20 protein-coding genes and 2 pseudogenes are annotated in these 19,772 nt (G+C 63.4%); 4 read left to right on the forward strand and 18 right to left on the reverse strand.

Annotation, left to right across the window (positions count from 1 at the left end):
* From ACMV5O_RS18350 to ACMV5O_RS18365, 4 genes and pseudogenes are all read right to left on the reverse strand, one after another.
* Window positions 1-845, reverse strand: an 845-nt coding sequence (locus ACMV5O_RS18350; RefSeq protein WP_416164834.1) for a DDE-type integrase/transposase/recombinase, incomplete at its 3' end; no start/stop codon positions are given.
* Between the two features lie 98 nt (window positions 846-943).
* A complete protein-coding gene (locus ACMV5O_RS18355; protein WP_416164835.1) occupies window positions 944-1,288 on the reverse strand; it encodes a hypothetical protein in 345 nt (114 codons plus the stop codon).
* A 700-nt stretch (window positions 1,289-1,988) separates the two neighbouring features.
* Complete coding sequence (locus ACMV5O_RS18360) at window positions 1,989-2,723, reverse strand: DNA-binding protein (RefSeq protein ID WP_416164836.1); 735 nt, start codon at window positions 2,721-2,723, stop codon at window positions 1,989-1,991.
* A gap of 206 nt (window positions 2,724-2,929) precedes the next feature.
* Window positions 2,930-3,469: pseudogene (locus tag ACMV5O_RS18365) on the reverse strand (SOS response-associated peptidase).
* Window positions 3,470-3,558: 89 nt separating this feature from the next.
* Between ACMV5O_RS18365 and ACMV5O_RS18370 the strand changes: the two are divergent.
* On the forward strand, window positions 3,559-3,888 hold the full coding sequence (locus tag ACMV5O_RS18370; protein WP_416164837.1) for a hypothetical protein: 330 nt from the start codon (window positions 3,559-3,561) through the stop codon (window positions 3,886-3,888).
* A 26-nt stretch (window positions 3,889-3,914) separates the two neighbouring features.
* On the opposite strand, the gene ACMV5O_RS18375 is transcribed toward ACMV5O_RS18370, so the two are convergent.
* From ACMV5O_RS18375 to ACMV5O_RS18400, 6 genes are all read right to left on the reverse strand, one after another.
* On the reverse strand, window positions 3,915-4,568 hold the full coding sequence (locus ACMV5O_RS18375) for an SOS response-associated peptidase (protein ID WP_416164838.1): 654 nt from the start codon (window positions 4,566-4,568) through the stop codon (window positions 3,915-3,917).
* Between the two features lie 22 nt (window positions 4,569-4,590).
* Window positions 4,591-5,121 carry a hypothetical protein gene (locus tag ACMV5O_RS18380; protein WP_416164839.1) on the reverse strand — a complete coding sequence of 177 codons (531 nt, stop codon included), beginning with the start codon at window positions 5,119-5,121 and terminating at the stop codon, window positions 4,591-4,593.
* A gap of 19 nt (window positions 5,122-5,140) precedes the next feature.
* Window positions 5,141-6,001 (reverse strand): tetratricopeptide repeat protein, encoded by an 861-nt coding sequence (locus ACMV5O_RS18385; protein WP_416164840.1) that lies wholly within the window; start codon window positions 5,999-6,001, stop codon window positions 5,141-5,143.
* Window positions 6,002-6,460: 459 nt separating this feature from the next.
* The gene (locus ACMV5O_RS18390) at window positions 6,461-6,691 is read right to left on the reverse strand and encodes a DUF3820 family protein (RefSeq protein ID WP_416164841.1); all 231 of its coding nucleotides are present in this window, start codon (window positions 6,689-6,691) and stop codon (window positions 6,461-6,463) included.
* A gap of 229 nt (window positions 6,692-6,920) precedes the next feature.
* Window positions 6,921-7,502 (reverse strand): hypothetical protein, encoded by a 582-nt coding sequence (locus ACMV5O_RS18395; RefSeq protein ID WP_416164842.1) that lies wholly within the window; start codon window positions 7,500-7,502, stop codon window positions 6,921-6,923.
* A 102-nt stretch (window positions 7,503-7,604) separates the two neighbouring features.
* Window positions 7,605-8,195 (reverse strand): PEP-CTERM sorting domain-containing protein, encoded by a 591-nt coding sequence (locus tag ACMV5O_RS18400; protein ID WP_416164843.1) that lies wholly within the window; start codon window positions 8,193-8,195, stop codon window positions 7,605-7,607.
* 280 nt (window positions 8,196-8,475) lie between these two features.
* On the opposite strand from ACMV5O_RS18400, the gene intI1 reads away from it, so the two are divergent.
* A complete protein-coding gene (gene intI1 / locus ACMV5O_RS18405) occupies window positions 8,476-9,489 on the forward strand; it encodes a class 1 integron integrase IntI1 (protein WP_253562938.1) in 1,014 nt (337 codons plus the stop codon).
* Window positions 9,490-9,652: 163 nt separating this feature from the next.
* Here the strand turns inward: intI1 and ACMV5O_RS18410 are convergent, their stop codons facing one another.
* The 4 genes from ACMV5O_RS18410 to ACMV5O_RS18425 all read right to left on the reverse strand — a co-directional run bounded on the left by ACMV5O_RS18410 (window position 9,653) and on the right by ACMV5O_RS18425 (window position 13,581).
* On the reverse strand, window positions 9,653-10,180 hold the full coding sequence (locus ACMV5O_RS18410; protein ID WP_324544226.1) for a LysE family translocator: 528 nt from the start codon (window positions 10,178-10,180) through the stop codon (window positions 9,653-9,655).
* Window positions 10,181-10,384: 204 nt separating this feature from the next.
* The gene (locus tag ACMV5O_RS18415; protein ID WP_416164844.1) at window positions 10,385-12,100 is read right to left on the reverse strand and encodes an acyl-CoA dehydrogenase family protein; all 1,716 of its coding nucleotides are present in this window, start codon (window positions 12,098-12,100) and stop codon (window positions 10,385-10,387) included.
* Window positions 12,097-12,777: a TetR/AcrR family transcriptional regulator gene (locus ACMV5O_RS18420; protein WP_138861353.1), complete on the reverse strand. Its 681-nt coding sequence runs from the start codon at window positions 12,775-12,777 to the stop codon at window positions 12,097-12,099. The genes ACMV5O_RS18415 and ACMV5O_RS18420 overlap by 4 nt, the downstream gene beginning before the upstream one ends.
* A gap of 84 nt (window positions 12,778-12,861) precedes the next feature.
* Window positions 12,862-13,581, reverse strand: a complete 720-nt coding sequence (locus ACMV5O_RS18425; protein ID WP_416164845.1) for a TetR/AcrR family transcriptional regulator — start codon at window positions 13,579-13,581, stop codon at window positions 12,862-12,864.
* 32 nt (window positions 13,582-13,613) lie between these two features.
* Between ACMV5O_RS18425 and ACMV5O_RS18430 the strand changes: the two genes are divergently transcribed.
* The gene (locus ACMV5O_RS18430) at window positions 13,614-15,209 is read left to right on the forward strand and encodes a 4-hydroxyphenylacetate 3-hydroxylase family protein (RefSeq protein WP_138861354.1); all 1,596 of its coding nucleotides are present in this window, start codon (window positions 13,614-13,616) and stop codon (window positions 15,207-15,209) included.
* 523 nt (window positions 15,210-15,732) lie between these two features.
* On the opposite strand, the gene ACMV5O_RS18435 is transcribed toward ACMV5O_RS18430, so the two are convergent.
* The 4 genes and pseudogenes from ACMV5O_RS18435 to ACMV5O_RS18450 form a co-directional block, all read right to left on the reverse strand.
* The gene (locus ACMV5O_RS18435; protein WP_222948386.1) at window positions 15,733-16,017 is read right to left on the reverse strand and encodes a YnfA family protein; all 285 of its coding nucleotides are present in this window, start codon (window positions 16,015-16,017) and stop codon (window positions 15,733-15,735) included.
* Between the two features lie 29 nt (window positions 16,018-16,046).
* Window positions 16,047-16,819 (reverse strand): annotated as a pseudogene (locus tag ACMV5O_RS18440) (cation diffusion facilitator family transporter).
* Between the two features lie 190 nt (window positions 16,820-17,009).
* Window positions 17,010-18,365: a heavy metal sensor histidine kinase gene (locus tag ACMV5O_RS18445; RefSeq protein ID WP_270068838.1), complete on the reverse strand. Its 1,356-nt coding sequence runs from the start codon at window positions 18,363-18,365 to the stop codon at window positions 17,010-17,012.
* Window positions 18,366-18,367: 2 nt separating this feature from the next.
* Window positions 18,368-19,054: a heavy metal response regulator transcription factor gene (locus ACMV5O_RS18450; RefSeq protein ID WP_002924878.1), complete on the reverse strand. Its 687-nt coding sequence runs from the start codon at window positions 19,052-19,054 to the stop codon at window positions 18,368-18,370.
* A 169-nt stretch (window positions 19,055-19,223) separates the two neighbouring features.
* Here ACMV5O_RS18450 and ACMV5O_RS18455 point away from each other — a divergent pair, with 169 nt between their 5' ends.
* Window positions 19,224-19,562 carry a DUF4148 domain-containing protein gene (locus ACMV5O_RS18455; protein ID WP_004248732.1) on the forward strand — a complete coding sequence of 113 codons (339 nt, stop codon included), beginning with the start codon at window positions 19,224-19,226 and terminating at the stop codon, window positions 19,560-19,562.
* The last annotated feature ends 210 nt before the right edge of the window (window positions 19,563-19,772 follow it).

Raw genomic sequence — 19,772 nt, forward strand, 5'->3', positions numbered from 1 at the left:
TTCTGGTAGGGCGAGTACGGCAGCGTCGTCTGGTGCAGCACCCCCAGGCGGTTCAGACCCGATACCGTCTCGTCGGCGAGCATGGCCGCGCCGTTGTCGGTCATCAGCGCACGCGGCAGCCCACGCTTCATGAAGGCCTGGGACAGACCATGGACCAGGCTCTGCGCGCTCTCGTCCAGGTACCACTGCAGGTGGCAGACCAGGCGCGAGCGATCGTCCACGATGCCCAGCAGAAAGGGCTTCTCCAAGGTGCCGGCGCGGGTGAGCACGCGGCGCGCGCCGTGGTGGAAGTCCAGGTGCCACAGCGCCGAGACATGATCGAGCTCGAAGCTGCGCACCTCGCGGTGCTCGAGCCGGTCACGCGCGAGCACCGCGCCCGTGCTCGTGCGCTTCGGGGCCGCCTGGCGGAACATCCCCTGGGCCTTGAGGTAGCGGCGCACCGTCGGATAGGACGGCACGGTCAGCCCGCTGTTCTCGAGCGCGATGCGCAGATTGTCCACGTGCAGTTGCGCGGTCCAGCCGGGGTGTTCGCGGTACTGCTGCACCAAGGCGTCGATGACGCCCGGTGACAGGCTTGCGAAGCGCCCCCGGGGGCGTGGTCGGTTACGCAAGGTGGCGATCGGGTCGGCGGCGCTGCGCGCGGCGTAGTACCAGCGCTCGATCGTCGACAGCCCGAAGCGCACGTCCTGGCCGCTGATGGGATGGCGCCAGGTGCGGGCGGCGAGCGTGGCCAGCGCCCCGTGCACCTCGCCCGGCGCGGGCGGTGCGGCCAGCAAGGGGCCGATGATCGAGAAGCGCAACCGCGCCCAGCGATCGCGTTGCGGGGGATCGGTCGGTGTGTTCAAGAGGACTCCCGGTTCGGGCGCACCAGGGTGGTGGCGCCACGGGGAGTGCAGGCTACGAAGCCTCGGGCTCGGTGACGATCTGCATCCTCTGCGGGAACTCAGCGACCCTCGGGCAGCGTGAGCGCGCGCACCGTGAGTGGCGCCAGAAAGCACAGCACACGCGCCAGCGCCTCGGCCGCCTCACCGGCAAAGCGCGCGAGCAGATCGCCCGGCAGTTGCTCGGCCAACACCGGCGGCATGAAGCGGGCACACATCGCCTGCCACAGCGGCGTCTGCAGGAAGTCCTCACGCCACCACCGTCGCCAGCGCTGCAAGGTGCGCAGCGGAACCGCGAGTGCCTCGCACAGCGTCGCCGCCGCTGTGTTCTGCCCGGCATGCCGGGCAGAACACAGCACCACCACCAGGCCCAGATACACGCGCCGGCCCAGGAAACGCACCGACATCGAGGTGGTGCGCCGGCGGCAACGGCTGCAGCAAAAGCTCAGACGGGACGAGAAGGCTTCGCGGATCGCCAGGTTCGGGCAACCACGGGGCTTGCGAGGATAGTTGGCACGATGGAGCACGCCGCCACAGGTACAGCCCGTGGCCTGTGCCTGGGCTGCGAATTCTTCATCGAGGCGAGTCAGAAAGAGGAAAAACGGGCGTGTCTGCAGTTGAACATGGCACACTTGAACGGTCTCTTGGCTTGGTAACCAGAGACTCCCCCGAAGGGTGCGTTTGTTCAAGTTCCCTGAGGGGGATCCCCCCTCCACCATCACGCTGCTTGATCATTCCGCCGGGAAAAGGCATCAGCAGCAGTGACCATGCTCAGGAGGAGCCCCATCAAGGCCAGCGCGGTTGTCCACCCTGCACCATTTCCAGCCCACTTCCCGACCATCTTTTCGATTGAGATCAGGTCTCCCAGGTAGCGCCCAGGCCAGCCGTATTTCCAATGGCCATCCGAGAACCCGAATCGAAAAGAAGAAGCTTCCGTAACGCCCCTATCGCCGTAGTGAGCGAGCCGTCATCCTCCAACCGAAGGACCGCCACGACGAGCCGCCTAGCGGCGCTAAGATTGCGACTACCCGGACTCTCGAGCGCAGCCCGCAAGCGCGACTGGAGGCTACAAGGCCTCCCCGCCGACTCTGTCCGCCCTGAGTTCGATTACGCCTTAACCACCATCTTCGAGCCAAGCGACTCAAGCAGGCGGGCGTTCTGTACCTGAAGCGCCTCAACCTGTCCGGCAAAACGGGCCGTCGTCTCTCGCGCGGTCCTCGCTTCCTTCTCGGACTCGTCGCGCGCCTTCTCCGCAGCAATCACGCGCTCAGCACCGCGCTGCATCTCCTTCTCAACCTCCTTCCGATACTCTCGAAGGGAGCTTTCGGCGGCGACCAAGCGCTCGCGGAGTTGCGCAAGCTCTACTGCCTGGCGCTGCGACTCGATCTGCTTCTCAGCCAGCTGCGCTTTGAGCGTATCGCGCTCGCCGCTCATCTGCTCAAGGCTGGCCTCCAAGTCGTCGACGGTCTGCGCCGCATCGGCGAGCTCGAGTTCGGCTTGGGCACGCTGCGCGTCCGCAGAACGGATCACCTCCGCCACTCGCCGCTCTGCGGCTTTCACCGCCCGGCTGTTGAGATCGACCGCCAACTCGGAGACGCGTCGGCTGAGCGCGTCGGCGACCTGAGCGACAGTCTCGGCAACCTCGATCGGCAACTCAGCAACCGACTCGGCCTCCGCGATCCGCTTGCTGGCCACGTGCTCTTCCCAAACCTGCCGCAGACGCCGCACGTTGCCGCCACCGACCTCCTTCCGAAGCGCGAAAACAGTGACTTTGCTGCCCGTGGCTTCGATGGCCTCACCGGCAGCGATGATGGCTTCAGCGGTGTACTCAGCAGGACGCATGATGGAATCTCCCAGATATAAGACGCACCTTAACACAAATAAACTAACTAATAAACAAACCTACTAACAAATTAAAACCTAAAGGACCTTAGCGTCCTGGCGACGGGGATAAACGGCGGCTCATGGCGCACGAAGACGGGTTCCTCATCTGGTAGCAGTCTCGAGAGGAATTGGGTCGAACGGAGAGGACCTCGACGGCCAGACTTCTACGAGTGGCAACGAGGGCACTGAGCCAATAAGCGAGTGGTTGAATCAGCTCCCTCGTTCCTCACGTTGCCGAGCGGCTTCCCCACCGGATGCACCGCGAGCGCCGCCCCGGGACCGGCCTCACCAGCGCCTGTATCTGGTCTGCCTCAGTCGCCCCGTTCAACCACGCCCAGTAATCCCCCGGCGCCAAGATCACCGGCATGCGGTCGTGCAGTGGCCGCATCGCCGCGTTGGCCTCGGTGGTGACGATCGTGAACGTGTCGAGCTCTTCGCTGTCGGCCGGCCTCATCCAGCGTTCCCACAGCGCGGCGAAAGCGAAGAACTCGCTCCCGACCGGATGGATGTAAAACGCCTGCTTGCCGCCAGCGACTTGCTGCCACTCGTAGAAGCCGCTCGCCGGTGGGCCGCTGGCGCACCACCGGCAGCGACTGCATCGACGCCGCGTTCCAGCGCGGCTCGAAGTCGAAGCCCTCGGGCTCCGCGTCGAAGGCCTCGCGCAGGCGCGAGACCTGGCCGTAAAGCGCATCGCGTCCGCACATTGGCTTTTGCCTCCAGATCGGGCAGCCGACCGCCGCCCCAAACCGAACGGGTTGGGTAAAATTAGACTGTATTTTTTTACAGTCGCAACATGCACGTCAGAGTCGTCGAATTGATGGTGGCCGGGGTGCGCCGCCCGCGTGAGGAGTGCCTTGCCGACCTCGGCACGATCGGCACGTTGAGCATCGGCGACATCCCGATCGGAACCGCCGAGAAGCGGCCTCTGCATGCCGCGCAACTTTGGGAACGATGGGGAACCTCGGCCAAGCGCGGCCTCCTGCCGCCGCTGTTCGATGCCCAGGTGCTGCGGATCACGCCGCGCGGGCTGCTGCTGCGCGGGTTCCAGGTGAGTACGAAGAACGGGCGAGCAGCCACCCAGTACGCACAGGAATGGTGGGCCGTGCCGATCGACAAGCCGTAAGAGAATGGAGGCTCAGACAGGCTCGATCAGCCCCGCCCCTCGTTCCTCACGCTCCCCACCGCCTTCCCCACCGCATACGCCGCGAGCATCGCCTCGGGACACGACCTCACCAGCGCCTGCACCTGCTCGGCCGCCGTCGCCCCGTTCAGCCACGCCCACCAATCCCCCGGCGCCAGGATCACCGGCATCCGGTCGTGCAGCGGCCGCATCGCCGCATTCGCCTCAGTCGTGACGATCGTGAAGGTGTCGATTTCCTCGCCGTCGGCCGGCCGCGTCCAGCGCTCCCACAGCCCGGCGAGCGCGAAGAACTCATCCCCGACCGGATGGATGTAGAACGGCTGCTTCTCGCCCGCGACCTGCTGCCACTCATAGAAACCGTTCGCCGGCACGATGCAGCGCCGGCGGCGGAACGCCGCTCGGAACGAGGGCTTCTCCGCGACCGACTCGCCACGCGCGTTGATCAGCTTCGTGGCAATCGCCTCGTCTTTCGCCCACGACGGCACGAGGCCCCAGCGCAACCGATGGATCACCCGCTCGCCGTTCGGCCGCTGGCGCACCACCGGCAGCCACTGCATCGGCGCGGCGTTCCAGCGCGGCTCGAATTCGAAGCCTTCGGGCGCGGCGTCGAAGGCCTCGCGCAGGCGCGAGACCGGACCGTAGAGGGCGTAACGACCGCACATGCGCGCGCCCTCCCCGGCGGCCTCAGTGCAACGTCCTGCCAGCGGCGCCCTCGCCTTCCTTCACCGGCAGCAAATCCGTGAACCGCCCCTGCACCTCTGTGTAATGCCGGAACTCCGGCGCCCCGATCGTGCGCTTCTTCTTGCTGATCCCCTTCGGCTTGATCGGCACCTGGGCCACCCACACGCCGTGGCGGGTCTCGAGCGACAGGCTCACCACGTCGATCCGCCAGCTCGCCGGGCAGTCGGCCAGCGAGCCGTACTCCTCGAGGATCTCCTCGTAGCGGGCGACCTTGTCGGCACGCAGGCTGTAGGCCTCCATCAGCACGAAGACGAAGTCGGCGTCGAGCTGCTCGGCGAGCAGCTTCACCGCGCGCGCCGCTGCGTCCTTGTCGCTTGGCGAGCGCATGACGAGCGCCGTGGGGATCGTCGCCCCGGTGGTGAAGTTGCCGACGAAGGCCATCGGCGCGAGCGCCTCGCCCTTCTCGAGAAACTCGCGCGCCTTGTCGATCAGCGGCGCGATCGCCGCCCGGTAGCGTTCGGGGAGCTGGCTCATGTCGGGATCCTCGCCGGACTCAGCGCTCGCGGCGCATCTTCACCGCCGCCTCGTATTCGCGATCGAGCCCGGTCCCGGCGTCGCCCTTGGCGTCGAACATCCGGAAACCCACGTGCATGTACGCCAGCAGCGCCAGCCCGGAGAACTCGCCCTCGAGGTTCTGCAGCGTGTAGCGCACCGCCGGTTTGTTGATCTCGAGCCCGTTGCGCCCGAGCAGCGCGATCTCCATCACGATCTGCCCGACCTTCGCCTGGTCGAGCTTGGCGAAGCGCTCCAGCGCCGCCTGCATGTACATCACCGCGTCCATGCGCAGGCCACCGTCGACCGCCGCGCGCATCTCCTCGTGACCGATGCGCGTGAGCGCCTCCTCGGCCATCTCGCCGGCCTGGTGATCGGGGAAGCGCTTGACCACCGCCTTGTACTGCTCGGCCGCTTCCTTCACGTGCGACGGCCCGAGCTCTTCCAGGCACTGCGCGAGCCCGAGCTGCGCCCCCGGATCGGCCGGCGCCAGACTCGCCGCCTGGCGGAAGAACGGCAGCGCCTCGGCCGCCCGGCCGGCGCGCATCAGCACCGCCGCCAGGTTGCGCTTGGCGAAGGCGTTCTCCGGCTCGAGCTTGACCGCGTCGCGCAGCGCGTTGGCCGCCTCATCGGCGCGCCCGGTGCGCGCGAACGCTACCCCGAGCGCGATGAACGCGTTCGCGTGCGTGGGGTCGAGTTCGAGCGCCCGCTGCAGCGGGGCGACCGCCTCTGCCGGTCGCCCCAGTTCGGACAAACACAGCCCGTGGCTGTAGGCGATCTCGGCGTCGTCCAGCATGCCATCGAGCGCCTCGAGCACCGGCAACGCATCCTCCAGGAAGCCGTTTTGCAGCAGCCCCAGCACGTAGGCCTTGGGCTCGCCCCGCGCTCGGGGACCGCGACCACGCGCACGAACGCGTCATCGACCGCCACCACGGCCTGCCAGCCGCGCGCCGCGTAGTCGAGCGCATAGCGCCCGATCACCGCCTGCTCGAACTCGGGCGTGCCGCGCAGCGGCAGGCCCGCCGGATCGATGTCGTCGAGCGGGATCTGGAAGATTTCGGGGGCTTGGCGGGTGGTCATCGGGAGTAGCGTTTCTGAAAGGATGTATGCGGCCGCGATTGTCTCATACGGAAGCCCGCGCCTCGCCCGCAGTACACCGTGCGAACTGACGCCCGAGCAGCGAACGGTCCAGTGCCTCATCAATAGGCAAGGTTCGCACTTCCTTGGCTAGCATCGGATCGCGGCACTTATCCACAAGCCCGCTCACACCTCTATCCCCGATGACTGGGGACAAAACAGCCCACATGTGGCGCTACGCCATCTAGTCACGCGCACCCTTACCACGCCTGCGCAGTGGCTCAAGCAGTCCAACCAGATTGTTGTGGTCAAGCTCATGCATCAGGGCCAGCAACTGCCCGAGCTGCCCGGATGGCAAGCCCTGCCTTGCGAACCACGCGAGATAGTGCCCGGGCAGGTCAGCAATGATCCTGCCCTTGTACTTGCCGAAGGGCATCTCACGGGTGAGCAGCAGTTCAAGCAGTTCAGGGTTCATCGTGCCTCTACCGTTCGACACCAACACGTCCTCGACGCTTATACCGCCCGACCGAGACTGGACCCTAACGCAGATCCCAAGCGGCGGGCGGCAAGTTGTCGGCCAATGATGTCGCTCGAGTCCACTCGGCTATATGCGACAAGAATGACCGGTTGCCGAAATCGCCAATTCACACTACCGACCCAGAGCTGCCGTAGAGCTTTGGGAAAGCTGTCGTTCAACGTTCGAGTTAAGCCTCATTTCTTGCGAGTCGCCTTATGCCGATTGCCACAAGTGGCAATAGCGCCAGCGCCAGAGTTGAAGGTTCGGGTACTTCTCGAAAGAAGAATTCCAGTGTAGTTGTGGCTCGCACGCTGTGAGAAGCGTTGACAGTTCTACTCTCGAAGTAGTAATGCGCCTGAGGCAAATACTCTGGGTATGCCCAATTTGGCAGTTCGTATGCCTCCGTGTACACGAAGTCGCGATCTACCGAAAAATCAGCTCCATCGCCCGGCAGAAATTCAACCTGAGCTAGTTGATAGTCATTCGGGGACCATCCTGTAAAGAATGCGTGCCGAAGTCGAACGCTCTCTGTTGGGTCTGCGCGGGTGCCTTCTACCTGTGTCCGGACACGTACTTCGGTAAGCTGGCCCAGCCCTGGGTTCCAAGGCAAATAGGGTATGTAATGCCAGCGCATTGCCGCGACATCCCCGTAGTAGTCCCAGGGTTCAACTGTCCATTCCGAGTCGAAAGTTTGCTTTACGTAGCCAGCGTAGGCCGGAGCTGCAAATCCCATCAAGGTGAAGAGCAAAACGAGGATGTGTTTGCGCATAGCGGTGATCATGGTTTGGTGAGGCTTCAACGTGCAGCATAACCGGCAAACAAGAAGCGGGGCCTGAGCCCCGCTTCTTGTTTGTCCGTGTTGATGCGTTTGTTAGGCTCTTTGTTTCCGCCGTGCAAACCCCATTCCTGCAAGACCCAACCCCAACAAAGCGATCGAGGCAGGCTCAGGAACCTGGGCGGTGTTGAACTGGAAATTATCAAGAAGGATGCCGTCACCTGCGACATTCTGCACCTGATAAATTTCAACCCGCTTGATTAGGCTGCCAGTTGTGGCGACGGTAAAAAATTCACCAACCCCAACGCCGGAGCCAAAAATTTGTTCGAAATCGAGCAAACTGCCACCAACGAGAGAATCGTAAGCATCTATTCGCAAACCGTTTGACCCGACATCTATTCCGACAACGCTGACGTCGGTGACGCCTGAAGAGAAGGCGGCAACTAAAGGGTTAGAACTAAACCACTGATACGTGCCGGGCACTCTCACACCCAAACCCCCAGAAGTGCCTGGTAAGCTGAAATTGCCAGTCCATTCAGCATTGGAAAACGTGACTCCGAGAGACTGATAAAAATTGCCAACCAAACTTCCGTCTGTACCGTCATCAAAGTTAATTACGGTGGCTTGAGAAGTGAGTGGCAAGAAACCACAGATTATCGCTAGAAGAGCGCTACGTAACATGTTCATTTGGGAATCCACTCAGGGTTTGTTGAAGTGACGCTACTCATCAAGCAAATTATGTGCCATTAGCGTAATGCTCTGATTTGTAATGAGATGGCGCTCTACGCAATAGTGTGGTGTAAAAAAATCCGACACGCTCTTTGCGGACTACTTTGTTTTAGGGCGACTGCCCTGCTGCGTAACATCGTTGCTGCTCCATAACATCAAACATCGACCCACGGCGTAACGCGCTTGCTGCTTGGATGCCCGAGGCATAGACTGTACAAAAAAACAGTCATAACAAGCCATGAAAACCGCCACTGCGCCGTTACCACCGCTGCGTTCGGTCAAGGTTCTGGACCAGTTGCGTGAGCGCATACGCTACTTGCATTACAGCTTACGAACCGAACAGGCGTATGTCCACTGGGTTCGTGCCTTCATCCGTTTCCACGGTGTGCGTCACCCGGCAACCTTGGGCAGCAGCGAAGTCGAGGCATTTCTGTCCTGGCTGGCGAACGAGCGCAAGGTTTCGGTCTCCACGCATCGTCAGGCATTGGCGGCCTTGCTGTTCTTCTACGGCAAGGTGCTGTGCACGGATCTGCCCTGGCTTCAGGAGATCGGAAGACCTCGTCCGTCGCGGCGCTTGCCGGTGGTGCTGACCCCGGATGAAGTGGTTCGCACCCTCGGTTTTCTGGAAGGCGAGCATCGTTTGTTCGCCCAGCTTCTGTATGGAACGGGCATGCGGATCAGTGAGGGTTTGCAACTGCGGGTCAAGGATCTGGATTTCGATCACGGCACGATCATCGTGCGGGAGGGCAAGGGCTCCAAGGATCGGGCCTTGATGTTACCCGAGAGCTTGGCACCCAGCCTGCGCGAGCAGCTGTCGCGTGCACGGGCATGGTGGCTGAAGGACCAGGCCGAGGGCCGCAGCGGCGTTGCGCTTCCCGACGCCCTTGAGCGGAAGTATCCGCGCGCCGGGCATTCCTGGCCGTGGTTCTGGGTTTTTGCGCAGCACACGCATTCGACCGATCCACGGAGCGGTGTCGTGCGTCGCCATCACATGTATGACCAGACCTTTCAGCGCGCCTTCAAACGTGCCGTAGAACAAGCAGGCATCACGAAGCCCGCCACACCGCACACCCTCCGCCACTCGTTCGCGACGGCCTTGCTCCGCAGCGGTTACGACATTCGAACCGTGCAGGATCTGCTCGGCCATTCCGACGTCTCTACGACGATGATTTACACGCATGTGCTGAAAGTTGGCGGTGCCGGAGTGCGCTCACCGCTTGATGCGCTGCCGCCCCTCACTAGTGAGAGGTAGGGCAGCGCAAGTCAATCCTGGCGGATTCACTACCCCTGCGCGAAGGCCATCGGTGCCGCATCGAACGGCCGGTTGCGGAAAGTCCTCCCTGCGTCCGCTGATGGCCGGACCTAGACCTTCGAGCCTACGACCCGCACGCCAGCTTGGCAGATTGCCTGGACCCTCAAGGCCGCGCCACATGCACAGCCACAAGCGCAAGCATGCCCACGGCAAACCCCTCGATGATCCGACGAGCACGTCCATTGACGCCGCCGGATGCTCCCGATGCCGCGACGACGTAGCCCACCATCCCATACACCACGGCGCACAGGGCAACTAAGACCGCTGAGAGTGCAAGCGCTTGCACGGCCACGTCGTCACCGACAGTCATAAAGTTGGGCAGGATGGAGAAGTAGACCATCAAGCCCTTCGGGTTGAGAAAGCTGGTCAGGAAACCCTTGCACAGCGAGGCGGGTCGCGGGCTGGCGTGCAGTGCAAGGTTGCCTGGCTTCAAGGCCGAGCGCAGCATCTGGATGGCGAGATAGCTCAGGTATGCAATGCCGGTCCAGCGCAGTGCCTCGAATAGCCACGGCGAGGTGGCCACCACGGCGGCAACGCCTAGCGCGCCCAGGACCGCGTGCGCGACGTAACCCGCAATCACTCCGACATTGGCGCGCAAGGCGCCCTGAGGCCCGCCGGCGAGACCTGGCAATGAACAGCAGGTCGGGACCGGGTGTGCAGACCAAGGGCAGCACGGTGGCTGCGAAGAGCAGCAACTGCGATGTTCTATAACTTTCGTTTTCGGATTTGCGCCGCACGAGACCGTGCGGTGCGCGCATTCAGCCAGAACGAACGCGAGGCCCCTCGCCTTTGCAGGCGGAGGGGCCTCGCGAGAAGCGGGGCGAACGGAAGAAGCTCAGCGCTTGACGCGTGCGCGCTCGACGATGATGTCCGCCTGCGCCTGGCTCACACCCGGCCCGAGGGTGCCGAACATGGCGCCCCAGCTGTTGATGCTGCCGCCGAGCCGGGTCTTCATGAAGACGTCGATGACCTCGGGCGTCGAGTGGCGCAGCAGTTCGGCGCCTTGCAGCGAGCGGGCGATTGCTTCGGACGCCGGGCGGGCGAAGAACTCGTCCTCCAGCATGGCGTCGAGCACCGGCCCCATCGCACCGACGTAGGCATCGAAGCGCGCATCCTGCCCGCGCACGTCAGCCAGTTCGGCGAACAGGGCGTCGCGGCAGCTCGCGTCCTTTAGCATGGCCCGGCGCACGTCCATGCACATCATGTTTGCCGTGCCTTCCCACACACTGTTGAGCGGCGCTTCGCGGTAGAGACGGGCCATCGGGCCGTCCTCGACGAAGCCGTTGCCGCCGTGGCACTGCAAGGCTTCGTTGGAGACCGCGACCACGCGCGAGCAATTGAAGTATTTCGCCATCGGCGTCGTCACCCGGGCAAAGGCCTTCTTCTGCGGGTCGGCGTCGATGTAATCGGTCGCCTTGGCGATGCGCAGCGCCATCAGGGTGGCGGCCTCCACTTCCACCGCCATGTCGGCCAGCACGTTGGCCATCATGGGGCGCTTGGCCAGGCTGGAACCGAAGCCATTGCGGGTGGTGGCGTGGTTCAGCGCCAGCGTCAGGACCTGGCGCATCAGGCCGGCGGAGCCCACGGCGAAGTCCAGGCGGGTGAGGTGCGAGTGGGAGATGATCTCGCGGATGCCAGCGCCTTCCTGACCCACGCGGATCGCCAGCGTGCCGCTGTACTCGACCTCACTGCCCGCGTTGGAACGGTTGCCTGCCTTGTCCTTGAGTCGCTGGATGAAGAAGCGGTTGTAGCTGCCGTCGGGCAGCGTGCGCGGCAGGAAGAAGCAGGTAACGCCGCCATTGACCTTGGCCAGCGTGAAGAAGCCGTCCGACTGCGGCACGGAGCAGAACCACTTGTGGCCGGTCAGCTCGTACCAGTGCGCGGTGGCGCCGTGGTAGTCGGCGGTGTGCGAGAACGCCGCCGTGGTCTGCGTCTCGCGCAGGTCCGAGCCGCCCTGTTTCTCGGTCATCGCATACCCGATCACCACCGAAGGCTTGTCGCCCACTTCGCGGCGGCTGTTCTCGTAGACCGTGCCCAAGCACTTCTCGGCCCAGATCTTCAGCGCGGGCTCGTGGCTGAACCCCGCGTAGGAGGCATAGGCCATGCCGGTCGGGCAGCCGGTGCCCTGCTCGACCTGGTTCCACAGGTAGGAGAGCACCGCGCGCGCATAGTGCGGATGCTTCTCCTTGCTCGTCCACGACAGGGTCGGCACCTCGTGCTGCCAGGCGAGCGACATCAGCTCGTGCCAGGTCGGGTGGAAATCGACCCAGTCGATACGGTTGCCGAAGCGGTCGTGGGTCTTGAGCTCGGGAATATTGCGGTTGGCCTGTCGCGCCAGCTCCTGCACCGCGTCGTCGCCCGCCAGCTGGCCGATGGCGGCGCAGCGGGAAGCCGCCCACGGCGCTTCGCGCTCGATGGCGGCCTTCAGCACAACGTCGTCGTCGAAGGCGTTGAAGCCGCTCGGCATCGCCGCCTGGTTCTTGACGACGTGGGTCGAATAGCGGTCGGGGCTCGTCTTGAGGACGCTCTGGGCAGGGTTGGGTGCGTTCATGCGTGTCTCCTCTGGTGGGTGTCGAGTGAAGCGATCTTGTCGGGGTAGACCGCGACGGCCGCGCAGCACACTTCGGCGATCTGGCCTGCGAGGGCATGGACGGCCTCGGGACCCTCGCTGCCCGAACGGTCGAAATCGGTGTTGAGCGGCGAGAGTGGGCCGATAAGGCTTTCCATGAAGCCGCCCACGATCACCGTGGCGGCGATGCTGGGGTCCAGGTCGGCGCGGAAGTCACCCGAGGCCTGGCCGTCCTTGACGATGCGCATGATCTGTTTGCTGATGGCGTGGCGATACACCAACCGCGCCTCCTCGATCTCGCGGTCGCAGGGCTCGGCGATCAAGGCGTAGGCCAGGCGCCGGTTGCGCATCGCACGCTCGACGAAGGCCGAGACCGCCACATGCAGGGTCTGATAAGCCGCTTCGGCGTTGTTGGCGATGGCCTCGAGCACATCGACCTCGCGCTGCGACACGACCGACAGCACCTCGACGCACAGGTCCGCCTTGGAGGGGAAGTAGCGGTAAACCGAGCCGGTCGCGATCCCGGCTGCGGAGGCGACGTGACTGATCTGTGCCTCGCTCCAGCCCCCCTCGGAAACCAGCCGGCGGGCAGCGTCCAGGATGCGTTTGCGGTTATCGGCGAGGCGTGCCTCGACGCGTTCGGTCTTGCGATAGGCCATGATGAAGTGAACTTTAATTCAGCGAGTGAACCATAGTTCAGTTCTTTTTGGCGTGCAAGCCCCTGGCGAGGCGTTTGCGTGTGCTCAGGTGCGTGGTGCAGGGAGGCGCGCGAGGAGGGCGTCCATGTAGCGCTCGAAGAGCGTGTCCGGGTTTTGCTTGAACAGGCGGATGCGCCCGGTGTTGTTCAGCACGAGCACACCGACGATGTGCGCGAACACGGCTGTGGTCTCGGCGATGGCCTCGTCGACGCGCAGGCCCAATGCCGTGAGCTGAAGCTCGACGGGGCGCAGGGCCGCCATCAACTGTTCGTTGAGCGTCTGGTTCAGCTCGGGCGTCAGCCCCCGGGGCTTGACCCCATTGAACAGGTAGAAGCCGAGGTCCAGCTCCTTCGGGTTGTCGCGGTAGAACGTGTAGAAGGCGCGGGCCTTGGCCCGCAACAGCTCAGCGGGCGCGCCGGAACGCACATCGGCGGCAGCGACGACCGCGTTCAGGCGTTGCAGGGATTCGCCCAGCAGGGCGCCATAGATCTCTTCCAGATTGGCAAAGTAGCTGTAGATGGCGCCTGGGGTATAGCCCGCCCGCTTGGCGATCTCGCGCAGGCTCGCGCCATCCAGGCCGAGCTCGAAGAACGCAGCTCGCGCAGCATCGAGGATCAGCGTGCGGCGCGCCTCATTGAGCGTGCGTTCGCGGCGCGCGCGCGGTTCGCCCGGCGTCGTGCGAGCGCCGGCTCCTTCGTTACGGGCAATCGTTGACTTAGGCATGACACGAATTCTACACTGGCCTAATAATTGAACACTGTTCAATTTCATAAGCACGCCACCAGAGAGGAGTCGCCATGTCAGCCACGCTCACCAGCGGTTTGATGGACGGTCAGGAGTACCGGGAGTCCCTGAGAAAGTACAAACCCACCGTCTATGTCGATGGACAACGGATCGAGTCCGTCGCCGATGCGCCTTCTCTGCAACCCGGGATCAACGCCCTGGCGGTCACCTACGACTTCGCGCACGACCCGGCGCTGGCGCCGCTGATGCTCGCGAAGCAGTCGGTGTCGGGCAAGACGGTCAACCGGATGCTGCACATTAACGAATCGGCCGGCGACTTGCTCAACAAGCTCGAAGCGATCCGCGTGCTGTGCCAGGAGACGGGCTGCGCGCAGCGTTACCTCGCGCACGACGCCCTCAACGGCATCGGCCAGGCCATGGCCAAGCTGGACGACGCTAAGGGTTCGACGGAGTACCGCGCCAGGTTCGCCTCCTATCTCCAGCGCGTCCAGGATGAGGATCTGACACTGGGCATCGCGATGACCGACGCCAAGGGCGACCGCAGCAAGCGCCCCAGCCAGCAGCTGAACCAGGACGTCTATGTTCATGTGGTTGAGCGCAACACCAAGGGCATCGTGATCACTGGCACCAAGGCCATCGTTACCGGCGCACCATACGTGCATGAGTTCCTGGTCATGCCTTCGCGAAACATGCGCGCCGACGACAAGGATTTCGCGCTGTGCTGTGCCGTGCCAGTCGATGCGCCGGGGGTGACCATCGTCGCCCGGCCGGCCGGACGTCCCGGCGAGAAGCCAGAGCACGGCGCACCGCTCTTCTCACGCAAGTATGGCCAATCGACCGGCGTGGTGATCTTCGACAAGGTCTTCGTGCCGTGGGAGCGGGTGTTCCTCGCCGGGGAATGGGAGTTCTCGGGGGACGTCACCTACAACTACGCGACCCACCACCGCCACAGTTGCATCGCTGCGCGCGCCGGCTTCGGCGATCTGCTGATCGGCGCCGGAGCGCTGATGTGCGAAGCGAACGGCCTCGATCCGGACAAGAAGGCCAACCTGCGCGACCCAATGGTCGAGTTGATCAAGATCACCGAGGGTTTCTACGCCTGCGGCGTGGCGGCGAGCGTCTATGCGGTGCAGGACCCGCACTCAAGAAGCTTCATGCCCGAGCCGGTGTATTCGAACATCGGCAAGCTGCTGCTCTCGACCCAGATCTACGACATGCACCGGCTCGCGCACGAAGTCTCTGGCGGCCTGATCGTCGCCTTGCCCGGCCCCGACGAGGACCACAACCCGGCGACCGCTGCCACGCTTGCCGAAGTGCTGCGCGCCAACCCGAGCGTTCCCTACGACAAGCGGATCGAGGTGTCACGCTTCATCGAGGATCTCACCGCCTCCTACCAGGGGGGCTGGTACTCGCTGATAAGCCTGCACGGCGGCGGCTCGCCGACTGCGCTGAAGCAGGAGATCTGGCGCCACTACCCGGTCGGCAACAAGGTCGAGCTGGTCGAGCGTCTGCTGGATCGCGGCGTGCTGGCTGACGACACGCGGGCGATCAGCAAGAACAAGCAGCCTGGGCGCTGTTGTGACGCCGGGTGCAGTCAGCCGGGCCAGACCTTCATGGTCGATCTGCCGAAAGTGAGCAAGCCCGCGTGATCGACGTTGCCGCCTCAAGGCTTGAAAGCGGAGAGGCGGCAGCGTTCACTCCTGGCGCCACCCTCACGAAATCGGGTCCATGACGGGTTTCGGTGCTAACCGGTCGCTCGAGAGCTTGTGATTTAGCGATCACGAATGACGGCAGCTGGCCGGACTGAGACCTTCACCAGTAATGCGGCAAGACGGACCGCCCCCGAGCGTCTCGACCCGACCCCGTGCTGCCGTTCATTCAACCGAACGACCAATGACAAGTAACAGCATCAAGCCGCCGCCTGCTACGCAACGCTTACGAATAGCTAGCTGGCACGGCGGTAGCACAATTTGAATGTCGATGATGTAGGTCCGGGTAGTGCGGGCGCCCGGGGACTATCACCTTTTGGCGACTGGTTTGCCGCTGGCGCTGCGCTGCCCGAATTGTAGGCCGCCTGCATCTCCTGCCACCTGCTGGCAGTGGAGGGGTAAGGTTAAGAAGTGGCTGACCCGCGAGGCGGATTGAAGCTCATGGCATGCGGTTGCAAACACCCTACTTGGGCTGAAACGCGATGATGCTCATGCCCGCCAGCGTCACCACTACACCGGCGACGTCCCAGGCGGAGGGGCGGATTCCGTCCACCGTCCACAGCCATAGGATGGCGACGCTGATGTACATCCCGCCGTATGCGGCATAGACGCGGCCGGAGGCCGCCTCATGCAGCGTGAGTAACCACGCGAAGGCCGCCAGGCTCACCGCCGCAGGCAGAAGTAGCCAAACCGAGCCCCCCTTCTTGAGCCACAGCCAGGGCAGATAGCAGCCGACGATCTCGGCCATCGCTGTGACGAAGTAAAGTAGCAATGTCCTCACGCGGCTCCTCCGGCAGGGCTTTCCCGAAGCCCGGCGTGGTGATAGATCTCGATCGTTGAGTGGACGATCTCCTCGTGCACCGCCAAGCGGCTCCTCACAGCGTCGGGGGTGCGTGCGCGGTCATGCGTCACCACCGCGATGGCCAGCACCGAGGTGGCCGCGTCGGCGATCACGTGAAGGTAGGCGGATTTGAGCTTGAGGCCGTGATGATCGTGACCGTGTCCGTGTGAGTGGCCGTGATGGTGAGCCTTGCCCGGGATCAGCGCACAAACGACGGTGACGGCCAAGCCCAGGATGGCGACCGCGATGGCCTCCTTGTACTGGATGGGTTGCGGCGACACGATGCGTTCGATCGAACCGATGACCATCATCACTGCCACGCCGAGCAGGAAGATGGCGCTGGCGAAGCCTCCGAGGATCTCGATTTTCCAGGTGCCGAAAGCGAAGCGCGGATCGTTCGCGCAGCGGCATAGGCCAGCGCGGCAGACACGCCGATCGCGAAGGTATGCGGGCTCATATGCCAGCCGTCGGCCAGCAGCGCCATTGAGTTGAACCACCAGCCTGCGGTGATCTCGACAACCATCGCAACGGCAGTGATCCACATCACCACCGAGGTACTGCTTTTGGCAAGCGCATTGCCGCCATCGAAGACGTGATCATGGGTCCAGGTGGACGGGTTCTCGGTGGGCACGGCAAGGCTCACTTGAGGTAGCTGCGCAGGACGCCTATCAGATCCTCGGCACCCTTGTGCGTCGGCATCGTCGGTCATTGCGGAGTCTCCGAGGTGGGTGCTGACAGACACTTAGAACACGTCAGCCATCGGCGCCGCGCACGAAGGCGATCTGGTGCAAGTTCGTGGTGTCGAGCGCACTCTACCTGGCCACGTATCCATGTGACCCCAGCACTCTCGATAGTCAGTGCCGCAAAGAGGCAAAGTTCAGCCCTTTCAGCAATGCGCCTTATCTGTCATGAGGTGCTACCTCCATTTGGCTGCACCCGCACATGGCAAGGCCAACGCTCGTCGTTCCGGCAGCTGACCGCACAAAGGTGGCGCCGCCATGCATTCGCGCGATCGCAGCTACGATCGCCAAGCCGAGCCCGTGATTATGGTCGCGATGTTCGCGGGCCCCATCAACCCGATAAAAGCGGTCGAATAGACGAGGCAAATGCTCCGGGGGGATGACAGGGCCCGTGTTGCTGACAGACAGGCAAATGCGGCCATCTGCGTCCTGCTTGATATCGACCTCGATCACCGATCCGCGCTCTGCAAAACGGGTCGCATTGGCGAGCAGGTTCGAGAGCGCACGCCTAACCAACCCAGCATCGACTGTGCCCATGCCGTCACCGCGTAAGCGCGCAGTCACGCCGGCCTCCTGCATTGACGCTTCGTGGAATTCGATGACCTCGGACACCAGTTCGGCCAGGCTATCCACACGGTGGCGACGGGCGCGCTCCCCGCGATCGGCCCGGGACAAGAACAACATGTCATTGACCAGCCCCGCTAAAAGTTGAAGATCCTCGAGGTTCGATCCGAGCACATCGCGCAGTTCGGCGACATCGCGCTGACGACTCAGAGCTAGCTCGGTCTCACCAATCAAGGTCGCCAGCGGTGTGCGCAGCTCGTGAGCGACATCGGCGTTGAACCCTTCCAGTTGTTGATATGCGCGGTTCAATCGAACCAGGAGCGCGTTGAATTGTGTGACCAACGGCTGAAGCTCCTGTGCCTGGGCGGAGCCGTCAAGCGGCTGTCCAACGCTTTCCGGGCTTAGGGCCGCTGCTTGTCGAGCCAGGTCGCGAACAGGCAAGAGCGCTCTACGAACGAGCCATGCGCCGCCCACTGAGATGGCCGCCGCTCCACCAAGGGCGCTCGCGAGTAGCGTCCAGGCCAACTGCTCCAAAAGCAGCGCGTCGGCGCTGCTGTCGAGCATCAATTCGGCGCGCAGCATGGTTGTGGGCGACCATGGCACGGAGATTTCGAACTCATCCCGCCGCAGGATTGCGCCGGGGCTTGAACGCGCCGGAGTTGCGTACAGAAGAGCGTCAGATCCCTGGATCAGCCGTAACTCGAGGTTGGCATGGCCCACAAAGAAGTCGTCGAGCTTGTGACGCAGGCTCGGCAACGCGTCCCGCGTTGCAATCTCGCCGACGAGATGGCGCACTATGTCCCGCTTGTGCCGCAGTTCGTCCGTCTGCTTGTTGGAGAGATTTAGACTCGCGCCCACGTAAACGATCGAGCAGACCAAGCCGAGCCCCAGCGAGGCCAGCACGGCGAGCCACCACGATAACCAGCAGCTAAGCGAACGCGGATTGCGCATTCTCAGGGCTTCCGGTCCTCAAGGACGTATCCCATGCCGCGCACGGTATGCAACAACTTCTTCTCGAAAGCGTCGTCGATCTTGCCGCGCAACCGGCGCACCGCAACTTCGACCACGTTCGTATTGCTGTCGAAATTCATGTCCCACACCTGCGCTGCAAGCGCGGTACGGGAAAGGACCTGCCCTTGCCGGCGCAGCAGCAACGTCAGCAACGTGAACTCCTTGGCGGTCAGGTCGAGGCGCTGCCCGGATCGTGACGCCTTGCGCCGAACCAGGTCGAGTTCGAGGTCCGCCAAACGGAGCACCGTTGAATCCTGGCTATCCGAGCGCAAGGCACCGCGCCGCAACAAGGCCTGCACGCGAGCGAGCAACTCGGACAGAGCAAACGGCTTCACCAGGTAATCGTCGGCACCCGCCTGCAGGCCTCTGACCCGATCCTCGACCTCGTCCCGCGCGGTCAGCATCAGGACGGGTACGTGTTTGCCCCGACGCAGTTCTTGCAAGACGGCATAGCCATCCAGCCCCGGAAGCATGACGTCGAGGAGGACGAGGTCGTAATGCCCTTCGGTCGCGAGATAGCGGCCATCCGTGCCGCTGTGCGCGACATCCACGATGTAATTGCTTTCGGTGAGCGCCCTGCGTAGGTATTCGGCGAGCTTGGGTTCGTCTTCCACAACCAGAATCTTCATGCAGCGATTATCGCGGAGATGCCGAAACCATCACATTACGAAATCGTAATCTGGCAGTTCGCGATTCGACGAGGATGGACCTTTAAAGTCCGCGACGTGTTCGGTGCAAGGCGACGCCAAGCGGCTTATGCCGAACGCCACCTCTCACGTTGAACGAAGGAGTCTCGTCATGTCGAAAACCCGCACCACTGCCCTTTTTTCGCTTCTTGCTGCCGTCCTTGTCGTTCCTGCGGCTGCGCAAGCCAGCTCGCTGTGGCATCCCGCTCCCGGCGAGCAGGGGTTCACGTTCCATCCGGATCACTCCACGAGCACGAAAACCCGCGCCGAGGTGTTGCGCGAGCTCGAACAGGCAAAGGCCGATGGCAGCTATTTCTACCTGCAGCGTGGCCTCGCGGTGCCCTCGCGTGCTTCCGGACCCGGCAAGACCCGTGCAGAAGTCCTCAAGGAGCTGGTCGACATGACCCCGACAGAGCGCGCGTACATGAATGAACTGTACAGTGGCTCCTGAAGCCACCTATCGGCGCGAGACGTCGGGCCGTCCAGGCGTTTCGCCCAGCAGGTTCTCGTAAAGCGCCGTTTGGTCTGCCCATTGGTACCGTCGCTGTCGACGATAGCAAATCCTTATTGATAGAATCCGCGCCATGCGTCGTTGGCTTGCGATTTTCCTCTTGATCCTGCTGCCTGCCCAACTGAGTTGGGCGGCGGTGGGCGATTACTG

It is taken from the genome of Thauera sp. WH-1 (assembly GCF_047806685.1).
GTDB lineage: Bacteria > Pseudomonadota > Gammaproteobacteria > Burkholderiales > Rhodocyclaceae > Thauera.

Excerpts from the sequence above, each read along its gene's own strand:
- ACMV5O_RS18355 (WP_416164835.1), bottom strand. The coding sequence starts at position 1,288 with ATGTCGGTGCGTTTCCTGGGCCGGCGCGTGTATCTGGGCCTGGTGGTG.
- ACMV5O_RS18360 (WP_416164836.1), bottom strand. The coding sequence starts at position 2,723 with ATGCGTCCTGCTGAGTACACCGCTGAAGCCATCATCGCTGCCGGTGAG.
- ACMV5O_RS18370 (WP_416164837.1), top strand. The coding sequence starts at position 3,559 with ATGCACGTCAGAGTCGTCGAATTGATGGTGGCCGGGGTGCGCCGCCCG.
- ACMV5O_RS18375 (WP_416164838.1), bottom strand. The coding sequence starts at position 4,568 with ATGTGCGGTCGTTACGCCCTCTACGGTCCGGTCTCGCGCCTGCGCGAG.
- ACMV5O_RS18380 (WP_416164839.1), bottom strand. The coding sequence starts at position 5,121 with ATGAGCCAGCTCCCCGAACGCTACCGGGCGGCGATCGCGCCGCTGATC.
- ACMV5O_RS18390 (WP_416164841.1), bottom strand. The coding sequence starts at position 6,691 with ATGAACCCTGAACTGCTTGAACTGCTGCTCACCCGTGAGATGCCCTTC.
- ACMV5O_RS18395 (WP_416164842.1), bottom strand. The coding sequence starts at position 7,502 with ATGCGCAAACACATCCTCGTTTTGCTCTTCACCTTGATGGGATTTGCA.
- ACMV5O_RS18400 (WP_416164843.1), bottom strand. The coding sequence starts at position 8,195 with ATGAACATGTTACGTAGCGCTCTTCTAGCGATAATCTGTGGTTTCTTG.
- intI1 (WP_253562938.1), top strand. The coding sequence starts at position 8,476 with ATGAAAACCGCCACTGCGCCGTTACCACCGCTGCGTTCGGTCAAGGTT.
- ACMV5O_RS18415 (WP_416164844.1), bottom strand. The coding sequence starts at position 12,100 with ATGAACGCACCCAACCCTGCCCAGAGCGTCCTCAAGACGAGCCCCGAC.
- ACMV5O_RS18420 (WP_138861353.1), bottom strand. The coding sequence starts at position 12,777 with ATGGCCTATCGCAAGACCGAACGCGTCGAGGCACGCCTCGCCGATAAC.
- ACMV5O_RS18430 (WP_138861354.1), top strand. The coding sequence starts at position 13,614 with ATGTCAGCCACGCTCACCAGCGGTTTGATGGACGGTCAGGAGTACCGG.
- ACMV5O_RS18435 (WP_222948386.1), bottom strand. The coding sequence starts at position 16,017 with ATGGCCGAGATCGTCGGCTGCTATCTGCCCTGGCTGTGGCTCAAGAAG.
- ACMV5O_RS18445 (WP_270068838.1), bottom strand. The coding sequence starts at position 18,365 with ATGCGCAATCCGCGTTCGCTTAGCTGCTGGTTATCGTGGTGGCTCGCC.
- ACMV5O_RS18450 (WP_002924878.1), bottom strand. The coding sequence starts at position 19,054 with ATGAAGATTCTGGTTGTGGAAGACGAACCCAAGCTCGCCGAATACCTA.
- ACMV5O_RS18455 (WP_004248732.1), top strand. The coding sequence starts at position 19,224 with ATGTCGAAAACCCGCACCACTGCCCTTTTTTCGCTTCTTGCTGCCGTC.